The organism is Neorhizobium sp. LjRoot104 (assembly GCF_964253725.1).
Lineage (GTDB): Bacteria > Pseudomonadota > Alphaproteobacteria > Rhizobiales > Rhizobiaceae > Neorhizobium.
This window is the reverse complement of sequence record NZ_CAXURS020000002.1, coordinates 1,869,478-1,887,810: the sequence shown is the minus strand read 5'-3', so window position 1 is coordinate 1,887,810 and position 18,333 is coordinate 1,869,478. Positions and strand designations below refer to the sequence as shown.

15 protein-coding genes and 3 pseudogenes are annotated in these 18,333 nt (G+C 56.8%); 10 read left to right on the top strand and 8 right to left on the bottom strand.

All coding sequences use genetic code 11. The features are described from left to right. Window positions 1–103 precede the first annotated feature (103 nt). The gene (locus ACSQ8R_RS31145) at window positions 104–289 is read left to right on the top strand and encodes a hypothetical protein (RefSeq protein WP_436257344.1); all 186 of its coding nucleotides are present in this window, start codon (window positions 104–106) and stop codon (window positions 287–289) included. Between the two features lie 125 nt (window positions 290–414). Here the strand turns inward: ACSQ8R_RS31145 and ACSQ8R_RS31140 are convergent. From ACSQ8R_RS31140 to ACSQ8R_RS31130, 3 genes and pseudogenes are all read right to left on the bottom strand, one after another. After that, window positions 415–1,007: pseudogene (locus tag ACSQ8R_RS31140) on the bottom strand (YihY/virulence factor BrkB family protein); the annotation flags it as partial. Between the two features lie 1,051 nt (window positions 1,008–2,058). Then, window positions 2,059–2,253, bottom strand: a complete 195-nt coding sequence (locus tag ACSQ8R_RS31135) for a hypothetical protein (protein WP_436257162.1) — start codon at window positions 2,251–2,253, stop codon at window positions 2,059–2,061. A 25-nt stretch (window positions 2,254–2,278) separates the two neighbouring features. Next, a complete protein-coding gene (locus tag ACSQ8R_RS31130) occupies window positions 2,279–2,575 on the bottom strand; it encodes a hypothetical protein (protein WP_436257161.1) in 297 nt (98 codons plus the stop codon). 163 nt (window positions 2,576–2,738) lie between these two features. Here ACSQ8R_RS31130 and ACSQ8R_RS31125 point away from each other — a divergent pair, with 163 nt between their 5' ends. Further along, complete coding sequence (locus tag ACSQ8R_RS31125) at window positions 2,739–3,185, top strand: MarR family winged helix-turn-helix transcriptional regulator (RefSeq protein WP_436257160.1); 447 nt, start codon at window positions 2,739–2,741, stop codon at window positions 3,183–3,185. A gap of 18 nt (window positions 3,186–3,203) precedes the next feature. Here ACSQ8R_RS31125 and ACSQ8R_RS31120 read toward each other — a convergent pair whose 3' ends face one another. Then, window positions 3,204–3,626 (bottom strand): hypothetical protein, encoded by a 423-nt coding sequence (locus ACSQ8R_RS31120; RefSeq protein WP_436257159.1) that lies wholly within the window; start codon window positions 3,624–3,626, stop codon window positions 3,204–3,206. Window positions 3,627–3,813: 187 nt separating this feature from the next. On the opposite strand from ACSQ8R_RS31120, the gene ACSQ8R_RS31115 reads away from it, so the two are divergent. The 7 genes from ACSQ8R_RS31115 to ACSQ8R_RS31085 all read left to right on the top strand — a co-directional run bounded on the left by ACSQ8R_RS31115 (window position 3,814) and on the right by ACSQ8R_RS31085 (window position 13,438). Beyond that, on the top strand, window positions 3,814–5,076 hold the full coding sequence (locus ACSQ8R_RS31115; protein WP_436257158.1) for a DUF2254 domain-containing protein: 1,263 nt from the start codon (window positions 3,814–3,816) through the stop codon (window positions 5,074–5,076). Between the two features lie 241 nt (window positions 5,077–5,317). Then, entirely contained in the window at window positions 5,318–5,797 is a 480-nt protein-coding gene (locus ACSQ8R_RS31110; RefSeq protein ID WP_436257157.1) for a DUF421 domain-containing protein, read from the top strand. A 248-nt stretch (window positions 5,798–6,045) separates the two neighbouring features. Next, entirely contained in the window at window positions 6,046–6,738 is a 693-nt protein-coding gene (locus ACSQ8R_RS31105) for a PRC-barrel domain-containing protein (RefSeq protein ID WP_436257156.1), read from the top strand. Window positions 6,739–7,755: 1,017 nt separating this feature from the next. Then, complete coding sequence (locus tag ACSQ8R_RS31100) at window positions 7,756–8,169, top strand: hypothetical protein (protein ID WP_436257155.1); 414 nt, start codon at window positions 7,756–7,758, stop codon at window positions 8,167–8,169. 416 nt (window positions 8,170–8,585) lie between these two features. Beyond that, complete coding sequence (locus tag ACSQ8R_RS31095) at window positions 8,586–9,368, top strand: glucose 1-dehydrogenase (RefSeq protein ID WP_436257154.1); 783 nt, start codon at window positions 8,586–8,588, stop codon at window positions 9,366–9,368. Window positions 9,369–9,375: 7 nt separating this feature from the next. Further along, window positions 9,376–11,238 (top strand): glycoside hydrolase family 15 protein, encoded by a 1,863-nt coding sequence (locus ACSQ8R_RS31090; protein ID WP_436257153.1) that lies wholly within the window; start codon window positions 9,376–9,378, stop codon window positions 11,236–11,238. A 286-nt stretch (window positions 11,239–11,524) separates the two neighbouring features. Then, window positions 11,525–13,438, top strand: a complete 1,914-nt coding sequence (locus ACSQ8R_RS31085; protein WP_436257152.1) for a potassium transporter Kup — start codon at window positions 11,525–11,527, stop codon at window positions 13,436–13,438. Between the two features lie 684 nt (window positions 13,439–14,122). Here ACSQ8R_RS31085 and ACSQ8R_RS31080 read toward each other — a convergent pair. Further along, window positions 14,123–14,215 (bottom strand): annotated as a pseudogene (locus tag ACSQ8R_RS31080) (cold-shock protein); the annotation flags it as partial. 216 nt (window positions 14,216–14,431) lie between these two features. Next, the gene (locus tag ACSQ8R_RS31075) at window positions 14,432–15,244 is read right to left on the bottom strand and encodes a helix-turn-helix domain-containing protein (RefSeq protein WP_436257151.1); all 813 of its coding nucleotides are present in this window, start codon (window positions 15,242–15,244) and stop codon (window positions 14,432–14,434) included. A 32-nt stretch (window positions 15,245–15,276) separates the two neighbouring features. Here ACSQ8R_RS31075 and ACSQ8R_RS31070 point away from each other — a divergent pair, with 32 nt between their 5' ends. Then, window positions 15,277–15,813 carry a peroxiredoxin-like family protein gene (locus ACSQ8R_RS31070; RefSeq protein WP_436257150.1) on the top strand — a complete coding sequence of 179 codons (537 nt, stop codon included), beginning with the start codon at window positions 15,277–15,279 and terminating at the stop codon, window positions 15,811–15,813. On the opposite strand, the pseudogene ACSQ8R_RS31065 reads toward ACSQ8R_RS31070, so the two are convergent. Together ACSQ8R_RS31065 and ACSQ8R_RS31060 are read right to left on the bottom strand one after the other, a co-directional pair. After that, window positions 15,810–15,991, bottom strand: a pseudogene (locus ACSQ8R_RS31065) (DNA-3-methyladenine glycosylase I); the annotation flags it as partial. The gene ACSQ8R_RS31070 and the pseudogene ACSQ8R_RS31065 overlap by 4 nt on opposite strands. A 33-nt stretch (window positions 15,992–16,024) precedes the next feature. Then, window positions 16,025–18,310, bottom strand: coding sequence for an MHYT domain-containing protein (locus ACSQ8R_RS31060; protein WP_436257149.1), 2,286 nt, complete (start codon window positions 18,308–18,310; stop codon window positions 16,025–16,027). Window positions 18,311–18,333 lie beyond the last annotated feature (23 nt).

The following is an 18,333-nucleotide window of genomic DNA, read 5'->3' as shown; positions in this document are numbered from 1 at the left end:
TTTTTCAAAGCTTCATGCGGCCCGTTACGAGCAAGTCTCAACAGCTTGCCCAAACGACGTCGAGCCCTAGGTCAGAGAGCTTATACGTTCAAGGAGGCAAGCCATGTCCGAGACGACGATCTATACCAGGGAACAGGTGCTCACGCTCACGCATGCCGTCAAAGTGATCTGCGCTCGCAGGGGCATTGATCCGTTGAGCGGGGAAGGGCGTTATATCGCGGGCCGTTTGATCGATGAATGCCGCGGAAACGAGACCGAGGATGAGATGGTCGCCAAGTTCCTCCATTGATGGTTCACGTTCCATATCTGGAGAAATCGCCGCCGGCCGGTCGCGGGCGGTTCTCCTGGACCCGCTTGGCGCAAGCCGCAGGTCCTTTTTATTGCGGGTGATCTTCTACTCGGCTGCCTCACCGATGTGTCAGCCGCATACGCTCCCCGGCTTCCCATTGGCTGGGGTTTTCCGGTTGTCGTATCGATGGTCGTCTGATGCTCCAGCTCCGCATTCAGTTCAGCGCCCACGATCAGGATGACGATCGACAGCCAGGTCCAGCTCAGAAAACCGATCAAAGCGCCAAGTGCACCATGGGTATATTATAGTCCGCAAAGTTCGTAAGGTAGAGCGAAAACCCCATCGACATTCTGAGCCAGGCCGGCGTGGAGAATCCGGTGCCCCAGGTTATCCATCGTAATTGTGCCAGCTCCCGGCTCGGTCCAAATTGATATATCGCACTGATAGCCGTCACGACGATGACCAGGAGGACAGGCCATCTCAGGACCAGAGCAAATTCCGCTCCAAGCATCAAGCCACAGGAATGTCAGGATAAGCGGCAAAACAGCAACGAGGCCGATCAGCACACTTGCACCACCGATCCCGCAGACGGTAAAAACCAACGCAATCAGGTTGAGCCTGTAATGATGCCGCGCTTCTCTCGTTCTTCGTAGGCGATGTTCATCGCATCAAACAGCGCCATCGTGCCGCCGTGGCTGCTCCATAGAGCAACCGCCAAGGCTGCGCGTCAAGGCAAGCCGCTCTCCCCGCCGGTTGCCGGTGCTGCGCGTCTGATGATTGAAGTTGTTTGCGAAGCGCTTGTCGATCGGAATGAGTTTCAGACAGTGCGCAGACTGCACTGAGGAGGAGCGTCGATGTTGATTTACAGACGTATGCTCTACGCCGGTTTTTGTGTCTCGGTAGTAGGCATTACAGGTCATTCATCACTCGCGGAACAACCTTCTGGATGTGCGACGCTCGCCCAGCGTGTTGTCACCGAAACGCCCGGCCAGCTTTTGTCTGTCACCGCAAGGCGGGATAGATGCCAGGTCGTCTATCTTATGCAGCGCGACGGCCAGAGGCCTCGGCGGGTCGTGTTCGATTTCGAAAACACGATCGGTGGCCCCATAAACTCCAACGGGAAGAGGCCAGGTCGCGGCCTCTTGGTTCCAGTTCGAGAATGATGGTTGTCGGTCCGATGTGGAGGCGGCACTCGTACGAGAGATCGGACCGTCAGCGCTGTAGAACAAGAACGACTTCGCTTCGAAGGTCTGTTGGAACGACCATCCTGATGCTCTTGTTGCTTTCACGATCCCCGACGGGCGCTTCTGCGTCTCCTCCTCCCAAGGTCGCCAGTCCAAAAGTCAGCGAGCCAGCCTACATACTGACGTTGTTGGTAAGCGTCGGACCGACGTGAACAGACAAGGGCAGCAATTCTGGATTATCTTCGGTCGGTAACGCGTCCCCGGTTGCACATGTCACGACATCATTGACCGCGGAAGGATTTGGCCAGGAGGAAATCGTCAGAGGGTTATTTTCGTTGGACCATGATAGGGTCATCGAGTTGAGAGAAGGCAACTACGTCCGCGTCGTGAATTTCATGGTCGTCGAGGAAGAGGATCAAGCCTGATGCGCCTCGCGAAATCCTGCCTATGCGTCTTCGCAGGAAAGAAGGCCTTTGCCTTGTCTGGTGATGAAAAATACAGTGGCGGGCTTGCGGCGCCTGATCCAGCGAAACATTCGCGTCGGTTGCCTGGCGCTGTCGATTACCCCCGCTGATACGAGCGCTGCTAAGCGTCAGCCATTACATCGTCCGCCATTTTTGTCAGCGAGCAGAGTTCACCCCAAGTGAACGGCGCGACCACAAGATTCTCGCCGCAATGGAACACGCCAATGCGTCGATCTGGATGTCCGTGACCTATGAGCTCGAGCAGTTGCGCTTCCAACTCGTTGAAAATTTGGTTTCGATCAGTTTTCCCCGTCATCCCATTCTCCCGTCTTCTTGCGGTTCTAACGGTCCTTATCGTGAACGCATTTCATCAAGCCCGACTTCTTTCCCCGCGCGAACCGAATTTCGTGTCGGGTGAGCCTTCTACTGTAAAACCAGGCTGCGATCACCTTGTTACCCATCTGGATTTCCCAGGCGGTGAGAGCCTCCTCAGATTTCGGCTCTTCTGGCGCTGTGATCCTTATAAGGCCCATACCGACATACCGTCGAAATTCATCTCCAGACAATCCAAATAGGGCGGCAACATCTTTCGCATCAAAGCCGAGATCATGATCAAACCGCAAAATTCCGCCACCCATTCTGCTGCACGCCCCCTTTTGGCCGCCAATAGGACGTTCTATGGTTCGCGCGCGCCGCAGCGTGAATCGCGTCCTATACCGTCTTATCGGCGCGAACGCGAACCGTCCTCCCAGCGGACGCTTAATCTTATATCACGGCATGACGTAATGAAAGGATTTTTGGATGGGCTTGGCAGACAAAAGGAAGTCGAAAACAAAGCTGCCTGCCGGCCTTTATGAAGGTCTGGCCGGGTTTAGGCTGGCGATGCGCCGGTTCTTAGCGCACAGCAACGAGGCTCTTGCCCAGGCTGATGTCACCTCACAACAATATCAGGCAATGCTGGTCATCAAGACCGCCAAGGGCAGCCGGGTGATGATGCGGAAGCTCTCCGAGCAGATGTTGATGCAGCCCCACGGCGCCGTCCAGATGGTCGATAGATTGACCCTGGCAGGACTTGTGGGAAGAATGCCATCGCAGACTGACAAAAGAAGTGTTCTGATTACGCTGACGTCGGAAGGTGAGAGGGTTCTGGAGGCGTTGGCCCGGATCCATGTCAATGGACTGCTGGCGAACCAAGCAATGCTAGTGGAGTCACTGTCGAAACTTCATGACTTAGGGGAACTGGAGTAACGCCGCGCTCCCACAACGCTAGAACGGTAGAATCTGATCTTGGACGACCGGAATCTGCGCGGTTGCCAGCGCAAGCGGGACAATCCATAGCCCGGTCATGACGCTTCCAAGCAACCAAAAAATGCCCGCAAATCCGTTTCTCGGGTTGGAGTTCCACCAACTCTTCGACGCTGGCGAGGAGAACATTTTCCATGAAAGGCCGGTAAAGAAAAAGAGACTGACCAAGCTTCCGCAAACGCCCAGGATATAAATCAGCGAGGTGACGATGCCGGCGGCAAACCTCAGCCCGAAAGAGGGTGGGCTGTCGCTGAAGATTGCTATCATTGTCGATGCTCCACAAACGATTAATGGAACAAGCGGCCACCAAAGAACAAGCCAGCCGAACGCATCGTCGATACCTCGGGCAACCGCTCGAACTGCATTCGAAAATCGTCTGAGCATTTCAACCTTCTCCTGTCCGTTGCGCCTATGTGCGCACCGGGAGCGCCTCGTTGAAAAGGCAATTTTCTATCATGGTATGATATAGCGGAACCTTCTACCATTCAACTTGCCGAGATCGCCAGCAGGGGACGCGGTTGCCACGCCGTGAAAGGCCCCTATCTGCTCCTTCTAAAGAGGGGGCAAACGCATGCAATCACGGTGGGTCTGGCTGATATCGAAGGTAGGTCGGCGCATCTGGTTTCGAGCGACGCTGTTTTCCCTGGCGGCGGTCGCAACGGCGTTGGTGGCGATCGTCGCCGCACCCTATATTCCTATCGGGCTGTCTGCAAAGATTGGCGCCGATGCCGTCGATAACATATTGGGCATCATCGCATCGAGCATGCTTACGGTGACAACGTTTTCCCTCAGCACCATGGTCTCCGCCTACTCGGCTGCAACGACAAACGTGACCCCCAGGGCGACGAAGCTGGTGATGGAAGACAGCACCACACAGAACGTTCTTGCCACGTTTATCGGTTCGTTTTTATTCAGCCTTGTTGGGATCGTTGCGCTGACGACAGGTGCTTATGGAGAGCAGGGGCGGATAGTCCTTTTCGTCGTTACGATCCTCGTCATCGGCTTGATTGTCATCACCCTGCTTCGGTGGATCGATCACCTGTCGCGTCTTGGACGGGTCACCGAAACCACGCAGCGCGTGGAGGAGGCGACCGTTAAGGCAATACAGACCTACAAAGCCGATCGGTATCTCGGCGGCCATCCTCTGCCGGCATTCAGGCATCGGATCGGCAAGCCAAACCATCCGATTTTTGTAGCGAAAGTCGGTTATGTCCAACACCTCGACGCCGCAGCCTTGTCTGATATCGCCGAGGAAGCCAATCTCGAAATCGCTATTCTTACAATCCCCGGCAAGCTCGCGGCACCCTCTGAACCGATCGCATGGGTCAACCGTGAGATCGATGAGGATATAACAGGGCGTATTGCGGCATGCTTCTCGATCGGCGACACCCGGTCCTTCGATCAGGATCCCCGCTTCGGTGCGTCGGTTCTGTCCGAGATCGCGTCTCGTGCTTTGTCGCCGGCGATTAATGACCCTGGGACGGCTATCGATGTGATATCCCGCGCTATCCGGATTCTCGCGATATGGGCGGGAAACGACGGGGCCGACAACGAGATTAGCCATCCTCGCCTTTACGTAACGCCTATCGATATCGCCGATCTTTTTGATGATTTGTTCACCCCGATTGCGCGCGACGGTGCCGGTCTCGTCGAGGTCAGTCTCCGCCTTCAGAAGGCTCTTACGATTCTTTCGAAATTTAAAGACCGCGAATATCGGGAAAATGCCAAGCGACATTCACGTGAGGCGCTTGCGAGAGCAGAGGCTGCATTGACCATAGACCAGGATAAAATTCGTTTGCGGAAAGCAGCACTCGCGGGAAAAGCCAACCCTTGAGCAGGAAAGGCTACTGGAGGCTTATCACTTTGATTGCAATACTCAACGAGCTTTCCGTGACGATGAAATTCAGGCAAATCACCGTGTCGTAGCCGACAAATCTCAGCTAATGCGTCGTCTCCGCGATGGCAGGCGACCTCTTAGGGAACGCTAGATTAACAGCGGTACTCGTTCGATTTCCTTGAACGAACCAACACCGCACTCTCGCGGAGGTCCAATATCTTTATCTCGGAGGGATGTCATGGACTGGCAGAATATGCTTTTTCAGAACTTGTCAGGGATTGTGAGAACGATCATCGTTGGATCGCTAGCGTATGCCGCTCTTGTCCTCTTCCTGCGGATCTCCGGAAAACGGACACTCGCCAAGCTGAATGCTTTCGACCTTGTCGTTACGGTTGCCCTTGGCTCAACCCTGTCGGCCATCATCCTCCAAAAAAACATCGCTTTGGCAGAAGGAGTGACCGCCCTGGCGCTTTTGATCCTTTTGCAGTTTGCGGTGACGTTCCTATCTGTCCGGTCAGTACGATTTGCAGAGGCAATTCGATCCGAGCCATCGCTTCTGGTCCTTGACGGGGAGCTGTGCAAGCGAGCGATGCAACGCGAGCGGATAACCAAGGGCGAGCTCGATAGCGCTATTCGTGCAGCCGGAGGCGAAGACGTTGGCGAAGTACGGTCACTTATCCTGGAAAGCGATGGCACCCTAAGCGTGATTTTTAAATAAGAAAATCAGCCTCGAACGCCGCCGACGCCTCCGGCGGGAACGCGCTAACACGCTTCACTTTCTCCGAAAATTGGACGGTCTGCGGAGACACAACCCGACGTCGCGGAACACGGAGGTGTTGAGGGTAACAGCAACACAATTCTCAGTCACATTCTGTTGCGATCGTTAGAGGAACTATCACAGCATGACATAGTTGCTCCCGTGTGCCGTCTATATCCGCGGTGCGTTGATTAATAATGATGGAGACCATGATGACGAAACGATTGATTTCGGCGATCCTTATTTCCGCGGCGATTCCGATGGCTGCACTGGCTCAAGCGAGTCCGGCCGCGCCAACGCCCGCGGATGCAAAGATGACTAACCAGAACAATGCTCGAGGCGGCCTGAACGACGCGCGGCCCATGGGGCAATCCTCGATGGCAGATAGGGATAACCTTTTCGTGACAGTTCCCTCCTCTGGCGCATGGCGGGTAAGCGATCTGGAAGGCAAGTCGGTCTACGGATCGGAAGGCGAGAACATCGGCGAGATCAACGACGTATTGATCAGCCAGAATGGCAGCGTCAACGCGGTCGTGATCGGGGTTGGTGGATTCCTCGGCATCGGCGAGAAAGACGTTGCCGTAAACATGAGCGCACTTCAGCTGGGGCGAGGAGATACACTGGTCGAAGCGAACGCCGCTTCACGACGCTCGAACACCGTATCGAACGAAACAACCGCATCCACCAACAGTGGAGCGGCTACGGGAACCGCGCCACCGGTCGCAGGCACAACGGCGAATAATAACAATGCAGCGGCACGAGAAGCCACTGATACCCAGACCGCGGCAAACACGGTTCAGATTGGCGAAGACGGCTTGCCAGACCGTATTATTCTCAATGTTAGCCGCCAACAGCTCGAGGATGCGCCGGCTTTCGAAGACGTGCGCAGTGAACAGAAGTAGTCATTTATTCGCTATCAGAGAAAAGGCCTCCGCGCGGTATGCGGAGGCCTACCACGAGGTGAAGCCATGAATTCCAAGCTGAAAAACGCCCTTCGTTACTCATTGAATGCCGGATTTCTCACAGCCACAGCCCTCTTCGCTGTTATGGCCTCGTCTGAGGCGTCGGTCGCCAGCGGTGAGCGATGTGAAGCTCCCGCAGTCTCGGACCGTGCCGGCACTGAAGCAGAGCGATCTGAGAACAGAACTCAGCTGTTGGCGCCTTGCAACGGTGTACTCTCCCCGCCTTCCGTTGGAGACGGTGAACTCGTGGAGCCGGCGCCACCGGCAGGAAGCACGCCCATCATTAAACCCGGTGACCGGGTACCGTCCGAGGGTAACACAAAGAGTACGGGATGAATCAAGCATCGTTGGTTCGGCTTCAGGAGGAACCGTTGTCACGATCGGTCAGGCTAGCGACCGTCGCCCTGCGTACGCGCGAGAGCTATCGGTGACTGCACTATAGACGATCATCGCTCTTCCGTTCCTTCTCGGGTGCTGGCCGAGCTCAGAACTGACCTTGTCTCCCTCCCTGAGGGAGCCAGCAAGAGATAGCGACACAAAATTGGCCACGCTTTGGTGAGTTCCAGACTATGCGAGCACGAATTCCGGCATAGTGGGACCGGCAGCCAAGGCGTACCACTCTCTCGATACGGACAACCAGAACAAGAAGCCAAGCACAGCCGGCAGATGCCGCGACCGCGGGCCTTTTTTTGCAGAAGCTTGGGGCAAAGCCCGAGGAACTATTCGTCGGCATATTCCAGCAACAGTTCGGCGCCGTGTGTTTTCGTCTAATAGCGGCCATGAGCGTCGAGGTTTTGGTGATACCCTTCCCGCGACAGCAATCTATGGATCATGCCAATAGGGTGGCCCATGAAAGGAGACGGACCCGGCAATAACCCGCATGTGATTGTGAGTGATTTGATCTTCTACACCGCAGGTTATATCATGATATGATATAAATGGTAGGAGATTAACATCATGACCAACTCGGAAAAAAGCGGCTGGGCGGGGTACCGGCCCACGAAGACCGCGTGGTTCTGGTCTTTGGTTGGCGCGTCCGCGCTGACAATGGTGGTCGGCTTTGCTTGGGGTGGTTGGACAACCGCCGGAAGTGCCCGAACCAAAACTGCTATCGCTGTCCGTGATGCCCGCGCAGATTTGATCGCTGATATCTGTGTGCACAACTTCACAACGGCTTCGAACGCCGAGGAAAATCTCAAGGTGCTCCGTGACAAGTCATCTTGGGCACGAGAGGGATACATAAAGGATGGTGGATGGACAAACGTTGGCGGGATCGATGAACCCGTAGTCAATGCCGCCGACGCGTGTGCCGAGCAGTTGCTAGATCTCAAGCAATTGCCGGCGCGTGACATGACCGTAACAGACAGCTGACCGAGCTAAGGAGCGTCGCTTTACTTTCCACCCGTCTAGCGACGGTTCGGTGGCCGGCGCCCTCGCGGTGTGAGCCGGTTCAAGTTGAGCGTCTTTGGATCACGGAGGGCAGTATGTTGAACGTGATGTTCGCAGGAGCACTGTTCTCCTCAGCGATATTTGGCACGTGTTTCGCAGCCCTGCTTCTAGTGTTTACGGAAGCTCGGATTTTGCCCTTGTCGATAGCCGGGACTTCAGCCGTGTCGATACTCGTGGCTGTCTGTCTTTGGCGACGGGCGGTTGCGAAGATCGCCAGATAAGGGCGCAACCTCAACGAAAACTTCTGCGAGCCTCCGGATTGCGACCTAAGAAACACGAAGGAAATCCGTTTCCTCGAACAACCCGTCGACGCTCGCGTAGCTAGCTCCGGATGATCAATGAACCTCAATCTGAACAATAAACGCGTCCTTATAACGGGAGGTAATTCCGGTCTAGGAGCCGCTATCGCGAGAGGGTTTGCCGCCGAAGGTGCGCGGGTAGCGATCAACTATCTGGTCAATGCAGAGCGATCCGACGCTCTTGTCGCTGAGCTTAATGCCGCCGGCAGATGTTCGGTCGGCCTGTCGGCCGATATCAGCGACCCGAAGGCGGTGGGGACAATGTTCCGCGGCATAGACGATGCGTGGGGGGGCATTGACATACTCATCAACAACGCCGGCATCGACGGCAAACGCGCGCTCAGCTGGGATGCTGAAACCGACGCGTGGGGCGGGGTGATCGACATAAATCTTAAGGGCACGTATTTTTGCGCCCGGGAGGCGTTAAAGCGCATGGTTGCGCAGAGGTCTGGAGTCGTCCTTAACATGTCCAGTGTCCATGAAATGATCGCCTGGACCGGCTATAGCGCCTACACGGCGAGCAAAGCCGGCATGTCGATGATGTCGAAGTCACTTGCGCAAGAAGCGGCGCCGTATGGTGTCCGCGTGCTCTGTATCGCTCCAGGTGCGATCCGCACGCCGATTAATCAGTCGGTCTGGCAAGATGTCGAAGGTTATAACGATTTGCTGACAAAGATCCCGATGGGGCGCATCGGTGAACCAGCGGATATCGCGAACATGGCCGTAATATTGGCGTCCGATGTTGCCGGGTATGTCACCGGCACTACTGTCTTCGTCGATGGCGGAATGACCAACTATCCCTCCTTCGCGCACGGCGGCTGATTAAGCCATGGTACAACGCATCGAAGACTATGGCTTGGTCGGTAACATGAGGTCCGCAGCGCTCGTGGGCATAGACGGATCGATCGACTGGCTATGCCTGCCGCGGTTCGATTCGCCGGCCTGTTTTGCAGCGTTACTTGGAACTCCCGACAACGGTCGTTGGAAAATCGCGCCGATCGGGGAGGTGACCAGGACGAACCGGCGCTACCTTCCGGATACGGCAATATTAGAGACCTGCTTCGAGACGGCGACTGGCGTCGTCACGGTCACCGATTTCATGCCGGTGAACGATGGCGATCAAGATGTCGATCTGGTCCGCATCATCACAGGCGTTTCGGGCGTCGTCGAAATGGCAATGGAACTTACCCTAAGGTTCGAATATGGCCAGGCAGTCCCGTGGGTGCGGCGCAAGGACTACGGCCTCAGCGCGATTGCGGGGCCAAATGCTGTAGAACTTCACACGGACCTTCCACTCGAAGGCCGTGACTTGAGGACATATGCGCACTTCACTGTCTCGGCTGGCGACAGCGTCCCGCTGACGTTGTCGTATCACCCTTCAAATAAGCCGCCGCACTTCGTCGCAGATCGGGGCGAAGTGCTTGAGCGCACTAAGGTCTGGTGGCGGGAGTGGGTCAGGCGCGGTAGCTTTGACCAAATGCCACCGACTTGGCGCGAACCCGTCGTCCGGTCGCTCATCACGCTCAAGATGCTGATCTATGCGCCGACCGGCGGGATCGTCGCCGCACCCACCACCTCGCTTCCTGAGGCGATCGGCGGCACGCGCAACTGGGACTATCGCTACTGCTGGCTGCGCGACTCGGCACTGACACTCTACGCATTGCTGAATTCGGGATATCGTGAAGAAGCGGAACGCTGGCGGCAATGGCTGCTTCGCGCAGTTGCAGGCGCGCCCGACCAGCTGCAGATCATGTACGGGATCGCAGGTGAACGCTGGCTGCCGGAGTTCGAGATCCCGTGGCTAAAAGGCTACGAAAAAAGCAAACCAGTGAGAATCGGCAATGGCGCCGCCGGCCAGGTGCAGATTGACGTCTATGGTGAGCTGATCGACACGCTCCACGCAGCGTGCGGTGCCGAACTCCAACCGCAGGAGGAGGCTTGGCGACTGCAAAAGGTTTTGCTGAAGCACCTCGAAACCGTCTGGCAGATGCTCGATCGAGGTATTTGGGAGATCCGCGGACCAGAACGCGCCTTCACCCACTCAAGAATGATGGCTTGGGTTGCGTTCGATCGGGCTATCACTGGCGTTGAAAGATACGGGCTTGAAGGCCCGGTGGCAAACTGGCGTCAGGTGCGCGAAAAAATTCACAACGATATCTGCATCAATGGCTTCAACTCGAAGAAGAACAGTTTCGTGCAATACTACGGCGGTGACACGTTGGATGCGAGCTTGCTGCTCATGCCGCAGCTGGGCTTTCTACCTGCTGCCGACCCGCGGGTGACCGGGACGATTGCCGCGATCGAGCTGGAGCTACTGAAGGGAGGATTTGTTTCTCGCTATTCTACACATGCGACGGACGATGGGGTCGGAGGTGGTGAAGGCGCGTTTCTGGCGTGCAGCTTCTGGCTTGCTGATGCGTATGTGCTGGCGGGGCGGAAAGAGGATGCTCGCCGATTGTTTTCCCGCTTGCTCGACCTGCGCAATGACCTCGGATTACTTGCAGAAGAGTACGATGTCGGGACGGGTCGCTTGGTCGGCAATTTTCCTCAGGCCTTCTCGCATGTCGGCCTGATCAACACTGCGCATAATCTTGTCAGTGTCGGCGGCCCAGCGCGACAGCGGGCCCAGAAGGTTGCGCCAAGCGAGCCACACAAGGTTGTCCCGGACGAAGTATATAGAGGCTCGTGGTAGATAGGGCGAATCGGGCAGACCGCCACTCGGGTTGGTCTCCCCGCCCGGGACTTGCTCCCGGTTCTCCTCGTTCTTATAACTTCTTGAACTTTTATCGGATCGAACCGTTAGATAGGCTCGTTCATCGAGGCCGCAGGAGGTACCGGTTTGTCAGCCCTCATCATCGTGCGATTGACTCCGCCCCGCAGGACAGCGCGATGTCTGCAACATAAGCGGATCCCCTTAGGCGACGTGCATGGGAGGGCCTTGTGCTTGAAGTTGCGATAACCTCCCGGGACACACTCATTTGACATCGGTTCAGTTGCGGCTTGAAGATCCAGAGGTCGAAGGCTCCCACGCAGAGACAAGCTCGTTCGCCGTGCTCCTTCTCGGAGCACTAGGCGTGGTGTATGGTGACATTGGAACCAGCCCTCTCTACGCCTTCAGAGAGGCGCTACACGCCTCGGGTCAAGTGCCGGACGCCGTTGTTGGCGCTGAAGTGATGGGGCTCCTTTCACTGATCGTCTGGTCGTTGACGATAGTCGTCGCGGTAAAATACGTAGGGTTCGTTCTGAGGGCCGACAATAAGGGGGAGGGTGGGACGCTCTCGCTGATGGCCCTCGCGCGGGAAAGCTACGCTGGTCGTCCTACATGGGTACTCGTGCTCGGGATCGCAGGAGCATCTCTCTTTCTTGGAGATGCGATCATCACGCCTGCCATATCGGTGCTTTCGGCGGTTGAAGGATTAAAAGTTGTGGCACCGGCACTGTCGCAATGGGTCGTGCCAATCACGCTTTGCATTATCGTAGCGCTCTTCCTGGTCCAGCGCTTCGGAACCGGCAGCGTCGCGTTTGTTTTTGGGCCGGTGACAGCAGTTTGGTTCGTGGCGCTCGGCGCCTCAGGCTTGGTCCACATTGTCGAAGCACCTGCCATTCTTGCGGCTTTCAACCCGTATTATGGTGCTGTGTTTCTTGTCTCGCATATCGATATTGCGGTTGTCATTCTGGGTTCGGTCTTTCTGGCCGTAACTGGCGCCGAAGCACTCTATGTCGATCTTGGCCACTTTGGTCGCCGACCAATCGTTGTTGCTTGGTTTATGCTGGTATTTCCGTGTCTCCTTCTCAACTATTTTGGGCAGGGGGCATTCATCTACACCCATCCTGAAAGCGTCGAGCATCCTTTTTTTGAAATGTTGCCGGATTGGGGGCGACTGCCGATGGTGGTGCTGGCGACCGCAGCAACGGTGATCGCAAGCCAGGCCGTTATCTCGGGCGCCTACTCCTTGATCCGCCAGGCAATGCACCTCAATCTGCTGCCCGGCTTCCACGTGCGGCATACGTCGGAGACGCAAGCGGGCCAGATTTACTTGCCCCAGGTCAATCTGCTTCTCTTAATTTCTGTCATTATCCTCGTGGTAAACTTCAGAAGCTCGAGCGCCCTATCGGCCGCCTACGGTATCGCGGTGACCGGGGAAATGCTCATCACATCGATTCTGCTTTTTGTTGTCATGCGCCGTATCTGGAAATGGACGCTTCCGCTCAGCATCGCAATACTGCTGCCGCTGACGGTCATCGACACCGCATTCTTTTTTTCGAACGTCGCGAAATTCGCTCAGGGCGGCTGGGTCCCGGTTGTTGTCGCCGTCTTTATTGCGTTCCTTATGCAGACTTGGATGTCCGGCAGGCGACTTTTGATAAGCAGGACAAAGGCCGACGAAATCTCTCTCGATACGATGATGGCCAGCCTCGCCAAAAAGGCGTTGCCGACCGTGCCGGGAACGGCTGTTTTTCTGACCAGCGAGGTGGAAGGTGCGCCGACAGCGCTGTTGCACAGCTTGAAGCATTATAAGGTGCTGCACGAGCAGAATGTTGTTCTGAGCGTGGTAACCTCGTCATCGCCTTTCGTCCCGGATGACGAGAAGATTTTCTTCGAGAGCTTCAACCCACAGTTCAGCCGGATGATCATCACCTTTGGCTACATGGAGACGCCGAACATACCGAAGGCGCTGATCCTCGCACGAAAACTCGGTTGGAAGTTCGATATTATGTCGACATCCTTCTTCCTGTCCAGGCGAACACTTATCCCTTCTGGAAAAGGCGGCATGCCGTTCTGGCAGGATCGCGTCTTCATCGCCTTGGCCGAAAATGCCAGTAACGCGACGGAGTATTTCAGGTTGCCGACCGGGCGGGTGGTCGAATTGGGCATCCAGAATACGATTTAACTTGGAGCTAGCTGGCCGCTTTATCGCGGACAGCCACGAATAGCGTCGCAAAAGTTCTTCGGTAAAAAAGCCGCCGGGGCTAAGCAACGGGCGGCTCTTGCACATGACTACCCCACTCAGTTGTGCGGTGAATTACACCGTGCTCGAACGCCAACGCGAGGCGTTTCCCCAGACGTTCGGTATGTGCGGTAACTGCGGTGCCCGTTGTGCCATCCGCGACGGTCTTGCCAGCCCCGGCGATTTTGGGTTTCGTGCACGTCGGATATCTGGGGCGCTTTTATTGTCGGCAAAGTCATCGCGCTTGCTGGCCCCAACTGCCCAAAATCAAAGCCGATGAAAGCGAAACCGACGATAGGATACTTCTGGAAATTTTCGTGGATGTCTCCTTTCACAATTGATGAACATAAGGCGACATCGACAGTTACGTGACAGAATTCTGAGCCAGCTGGGATCAGTGGAGGCCCTAGCTTCAACAGTTTAACAGGCGAGCCGTAGGTGTCACAGTGATATTCGAAACGCGCCTCGTTATAGGTATTGAGGCGTGTAACGTGTATGGACGGCTCTAGCAAAAGCACCTATCAATAATTGCCTCCGCCACGCTATCTGGACAAAGGCCGGACATGGACGAGAACGAGCAGATTGCCGGTGAATTAAGGGAAGGAAACTCACAGGACCAAAAAGTTCTCAGCCTTCTACTTTCCGATCCTGGCCGAGCTCGAAGCTCACCTTATCGGCTTCTCGCAGCGAGCCGCCGCGCTCAAGTGCGCAGACGTGCACGATCCTTCAACTTCTCTTCTGAGAATTATCGGATACGCTCGACCTAAGCAAGAGATGTCGATTTCTCAGTGCGTTAAGAATCAGGCGCACTACTGACAGTGCAAACCTCATCAAGGCGACTGAAATCGGACGCGACGAAACAACCTCTGCAACCTCGGTTACGTGCTGGCGCGCGGAGGTCAGCATTATACTCGGCAACCTCAACCTCAATCGCGCCTACGGCCGGACTGATGGCCAATCTCCAAATTTCCGAAAGAATGCGCGAGAGAAGGCCGCCGCGCTGCCGAAGCCGACCTGGCGCGCCACTGCCTTCACCCTTGCTCCTCCGGCGAGCTTCCGGCGAGCAAGAATGAGGCGCCATCCGGTCAGATAAGCCTGCGGCGTGGTACCGACCACGTCGCGAAACAGGGCCATGAAATGGCTTCGTGACATCCCCGCCACGGCGGCAAGGTCATTGCCGCTCCAGGCGTGCGCTGGCGCATCATGCATTGCCACCAACGCCCGGTGTAACGCGGGATGAGACAGACCCGCCAGCAAACCCGGTCCAGTCGCCCCGCGGTCGATCGCCAACCGCAGGATAAGCAGGACGATGACTTCGCAAAGCCGGTTAAGGGCGGCGCTGCGTCCGCAGCGCGATTCCAGCGCTTCCGCCATGAAGGCGGCCGTGGTGGCGCGGAGCGTAGGAATGTCACCGACATCGACTACGACCCGGTCCGGTAAAGCGTTCATCAGGGGGTTATGCGCGCCCTCGAAATTGACCGCCGCGGTTATCAAAGCCGATGGCTCGGGAGGCGTATCGCCCCGTGGGTAGAGGACGATCCATTCGGCAGGGCCACCGGGCTTTCCGATCACAAACAGCCGGGCACGGCCGTCGCTGATCGGTGGCGGTTCCAGCGAGATTTCCAGCTCGAACGCGTCAAAGAATGCCGTTAAGCGATCGACTTTTGGAAGAATTTTCAGACTCTCAATCATGACTTCTGGACCAATAATGATCACAATCATGGAATGGTGATGCTGTGGCGTCAACATGGCGTGGGAAGATTCACCTGAAGGAGCTATCGATGTTGGTCCCAAGGACACTGGCCCCAAATTTGACTGTCGAGACTCTTCAGCATGGAGAATTCGATCTCACGAGTGATAGCCCGTCGTTCATGACGCTCGTGTGCTTCTACCGCGGCCTTCACTGCCCGGTCTGCGGAAACTACCTCAAAGAGCTGGAACGGCTGACGCCAGCCTTCCAAGAGCGCGGCGTGCGCACAATTGCCATGAGTTCCGACGGGCAGGAACGCGCCCGGCAAATGGCCGACAAGATTGGTGCCGAACACCTGCGCATCGGTTACGGCCTGTCTTTCAGCGTGGCCCGGCAATGGGGTCTCTATATTTCCGCCTCGCGCGGAAAGACGTCGATCGGCATCGAGGAGCCCGAGCTTTTCTCAGAGCCGGGCGTATTCTTGATCAGGCCGGATCAAACCGTCTATTGGCTCTCGGTTCAATCCATGCCGTTTGCGCGGCCGATTTTCGCAGAGATGGTGCAGGCGCTGGACTTCGTGATCAAGAATGACTACCCGGCGAGAGGCGAATATACGGGTGAGGTTTAAGTCCGCTTGATCGCGGTCGGGCGCCGGGAGGCGGCCCTGGCTACCGCTGCCTTGCCTCTGATGACGCAGCCCTCAGTATGATCGTTGATCAGGCCCATCGCCTGCTGAAAACGTGAACGGTGGTGGGGCCGACGAAGGACCAGCCGCGCCTCTGGAGATCTTTCGACATGGCGATGGATCATCCGAACCCTCGTCCTGAGAAAGGTGGAGCTTACGTCGCACCGCTCACCGGGAACTCGATAATCTCCGCCGTCGGATGGGTGATGACTGCCGAGACTAGGCTGACGAGCTCCTGCGCGGTGAAGGGTTTTTCAAGTCGTGGGTATTTCTTTGTCTCTTCCGGAACCTCTGGGTAGCCAGTGGCGACGATGATGGGCAATGCGGGCTGTTTGACGTGCACAGCGGCCGCAAGCTGCGCACCCGTCATGCCGGGCATGGCATAATCAGTCACGATGCAGGAGACATCCTGATGTCGCTGGACAAGCTCGAGGGCATCCATGGCAGACGAGGCTGAGCGTACTATCGCACCCGCCTCCAGCAGGAACGCCTCCGTGTTCATCAGTATGAGCGGCTCATCATCAACAACCAGCACAACCTTGTCCTTCAACACATCTGGCGGAAAGCTCGTGGTGACATCTTTCTGCCCACCCATAGGGGCAGACTCTTCTGCCAGCGGCAGCCATATATCGACCCTCGTTCCTTCGCCCTTCCGGCTCGTGATATCGAGCAGGCCGCCGGACTGCGCCGCGAAGCCGCTGACCATGGACAGGCCTAATCCGGTGCCACGGCCTACCCCCTTCGTGGTGAAGAACGGCTCCTGCGCCCGTGCCAGCGTCGCATCGTCCATCCCGCCTCCGGTGTCGATAACGCTAAGACAGGCGAATCGCCCTTCCCCTAGTCTGGAGGGAGGACCTTTGTCGGCTTCCGACGCAATCTTGATCACGCCCTCGTCCATCGCGTCGCGGGCGTTGACCGCAAGATTAAGCAAAGCCATCTCCAACTGGTGGGGGTCGGCCTGCACCCGTGGCAATCCGACAGGCAGCTCGATGAGGAGTGATACGCGTGGACCGAGCGACCGTTCGAGCATGTCGTACATCCCTTCCACGAGCGCTTTCAGGTCAACGGCCTGAGGAGTTAGACTCTGCCGCCGCGCAAAGGAAAGCATCCGTTGGGTGAGCGTGCTTCCGCGTCTGGCACCTTCCAGGGCATTATCGACCAGTCGCACTGCCCGCTCGTCTGCCGGAACGCGCTTGCGGATAATCTCCAAGCTCCCGAGGATAACAGCTAGAATGTTATTGAAATCATGGGCAATACCGCCGGTGAGTTGGCCGACCGCCTCCATCTTCTGGGCCTGCCTCAATGCCTCTTCCGCCTTCCGCCAGTCGGTGACATCGACAAGCCCGCCAACCGCTCGCACGAAATGACCTTTATCGTCCCGCTCCACCTGCGAGGTCGAAAGAATGTCAATGAACTCCCCGTCCCGGCTGACCAGCCGGTATTCCCGCTCGCGAAGTGCTCCGAGTTCGAGCAACCTCGTCCAATCAGCGATCCTTAGCCGAGCGGACTCCTCGGTCATGAAGTTGATGAACGGGCGGCCGACAACGGATTCGCGGTCGTAACCCAGCAGCGAGAGCCATGCGTCGCTCACGTCCTCGATGTTACCCTCCTCATCCAGCGAGTGAAGGGGTAGCGGTGTGCGGCGGTATAGCGACCGGAACTGCTCCTCGCTGCGCCTGAGCGCCAGGGCTTCCTTGGCGGCGAGCGCGGCGAACCGCCTGTCGAACATCGCAGCGACGATGGCCGCGAGCAAAATCAGGAAAGTGATGGCGGCAACCGAAAGGGCAAGCATACCCTGATCGACGGTCGCAAGGCTATGGTTGCTCTCCATTTCTTCATGCATTCCGAATGAGGCGGCTTGCATGCCGGCGAAATGCATGCCGGATATTGCTAAACCCATCGCAAGCGCGGAAAGGCCTCTCTGGAGGAAGCTGCCGCCACGAAACGCAAGCCACAGTGCAGCAATGGCTGCTCCGATGGCGATGAACACGGAAACCGCGACCCAAGTCGCATCGTATGAAAGCGTCGCGTCCATGCGCATCGCGGCCATGCCAACGTAGTGCATGGCCAAAACGCCTGTTCCCATGAAGATGCCGCTGAGGACCAGGGCGACCGGTCCGGCCGTTGAGGTCGATACCACGGCAAAGCCGCCACCTGTGACAACCACTGCAATAAGGAGAGAAAGCGCTGTCAGGAAGGGATCATAGGACACGGCCATGTTTGGGACGACATAAGCCAGCATCGCCACGAAGTGCATAGACCATATGCCACCGCCCATACATATCGCCGCGGTTGCCAACCATGCATACGAGCCTAGTCGCGACGAGGCGACGCTGATGCGCGCAGCGATATCGAGAGCCGTGTAGGAAGCGGCGACAGCAATCAGTACCGCAAGAACTACTAGGACGCAGTCATGGCTTCCAACCAAGGTATTCGTCATTCTGCTTCCGTTCCACCCGCTTC

Coding starts and splice junctions, on each gene's coding strand:
- ACSQ8R_RS31145 (WP_436257344.1), top strand. CDS start 104: ATGTCCGAGACGACGATCTATACCAGGGAACAGGTGCTCACGCTCACG.
- ACSQ8R_RS31135 (WP_436257162.1), bottom strand. CDS start 2,253: ATGACGGGGAAAACTGATCGAAACCAAATTTTCAACGAGTTGGAAGCG.
- ACSQ8R_RS31130 (WP_436257161.1), bottom strand. CDS start 2,575: ATGGGTGGCGGAATTTTGCGGTTTGATCATGATCTCGGCTTTGATGCG.
- ACSQ8R_RS31125 (WP_436257160.1), top strand. CDS start 2,739: ATGGGCTTGGCAGACAAAAGGAAGTCGAAAACAAAGCTGCCTGCCGGC.
- ACSQ8R_RS31120 (WP_436257159.1), bottom strand. CDS start 3,626: ATGCTCAGACGATTTTCGAATGCAGTTCGAGCGGTTGCCCGAGGTATC.
- ACSQ8R_RS31115 (WP_436257158.1), top strand. CDS start 3,814: ATGCAATCACGGTGGGTCTGGCTGATATCGAAGGTAGGTCGGCGCATC.
- ACSQ8R_RS31110 (WP_436257157.1), top strand. CDS start 5,318: ATGGACTGGCAGAATATGCTTTTTCAGAACTTGTCAGGGATTGTGAGA.
- ACSQ8R_RS31105 (WP_436257156.1), top strand. CDS start 6,046: ATGATGACGAAACGATTGATTTCGGCGATCCTTATTTCCGCGGCGATT.
- ACSQ8R_RS31100 (WP_436257155.1), top strand. CDS start 7,756: ATGACCAACTCGGAAAAAAGCGGCTGGGCGGGGTACCGGCCCACGAAG.
- ACSQ8R_RS31095 (WP_436257154.1), top strand. CDS start 8,586: ATGAACCTCAATCTGAACAATAAACGCGTCCTTATAACGGGAGGTAAT.
- ACSQ8R_RS31090 (WP_436257153.1), top strand. CDS start 9,376: ATGGTACAACGCATCGAAGACTATGGCTTGGTCGGTAACATGAGGTCC.
- ACSQ8R_RS31075 (WP_436257151.1), bottom strand. CDS start 15,244: ATGTTGACGCCACAGCATCACCATTCCATGATTGTGATCATTATTGGT.
- ACSQ8R_RS31070 (WP_436257150.1), top strand. CDS start 15,277: ATGTTGGTCCCAAGGACACTGGCCCCAAATTTGACTGTCGAGACTCTT.
- ACSQ8R_RS31060 (WP_436257149.1), bottom strand. CDS start 18,310: ATGACGAATACCTTGGTTGGAAGCCATGACTGCGTCCTAGTAGTTCTT.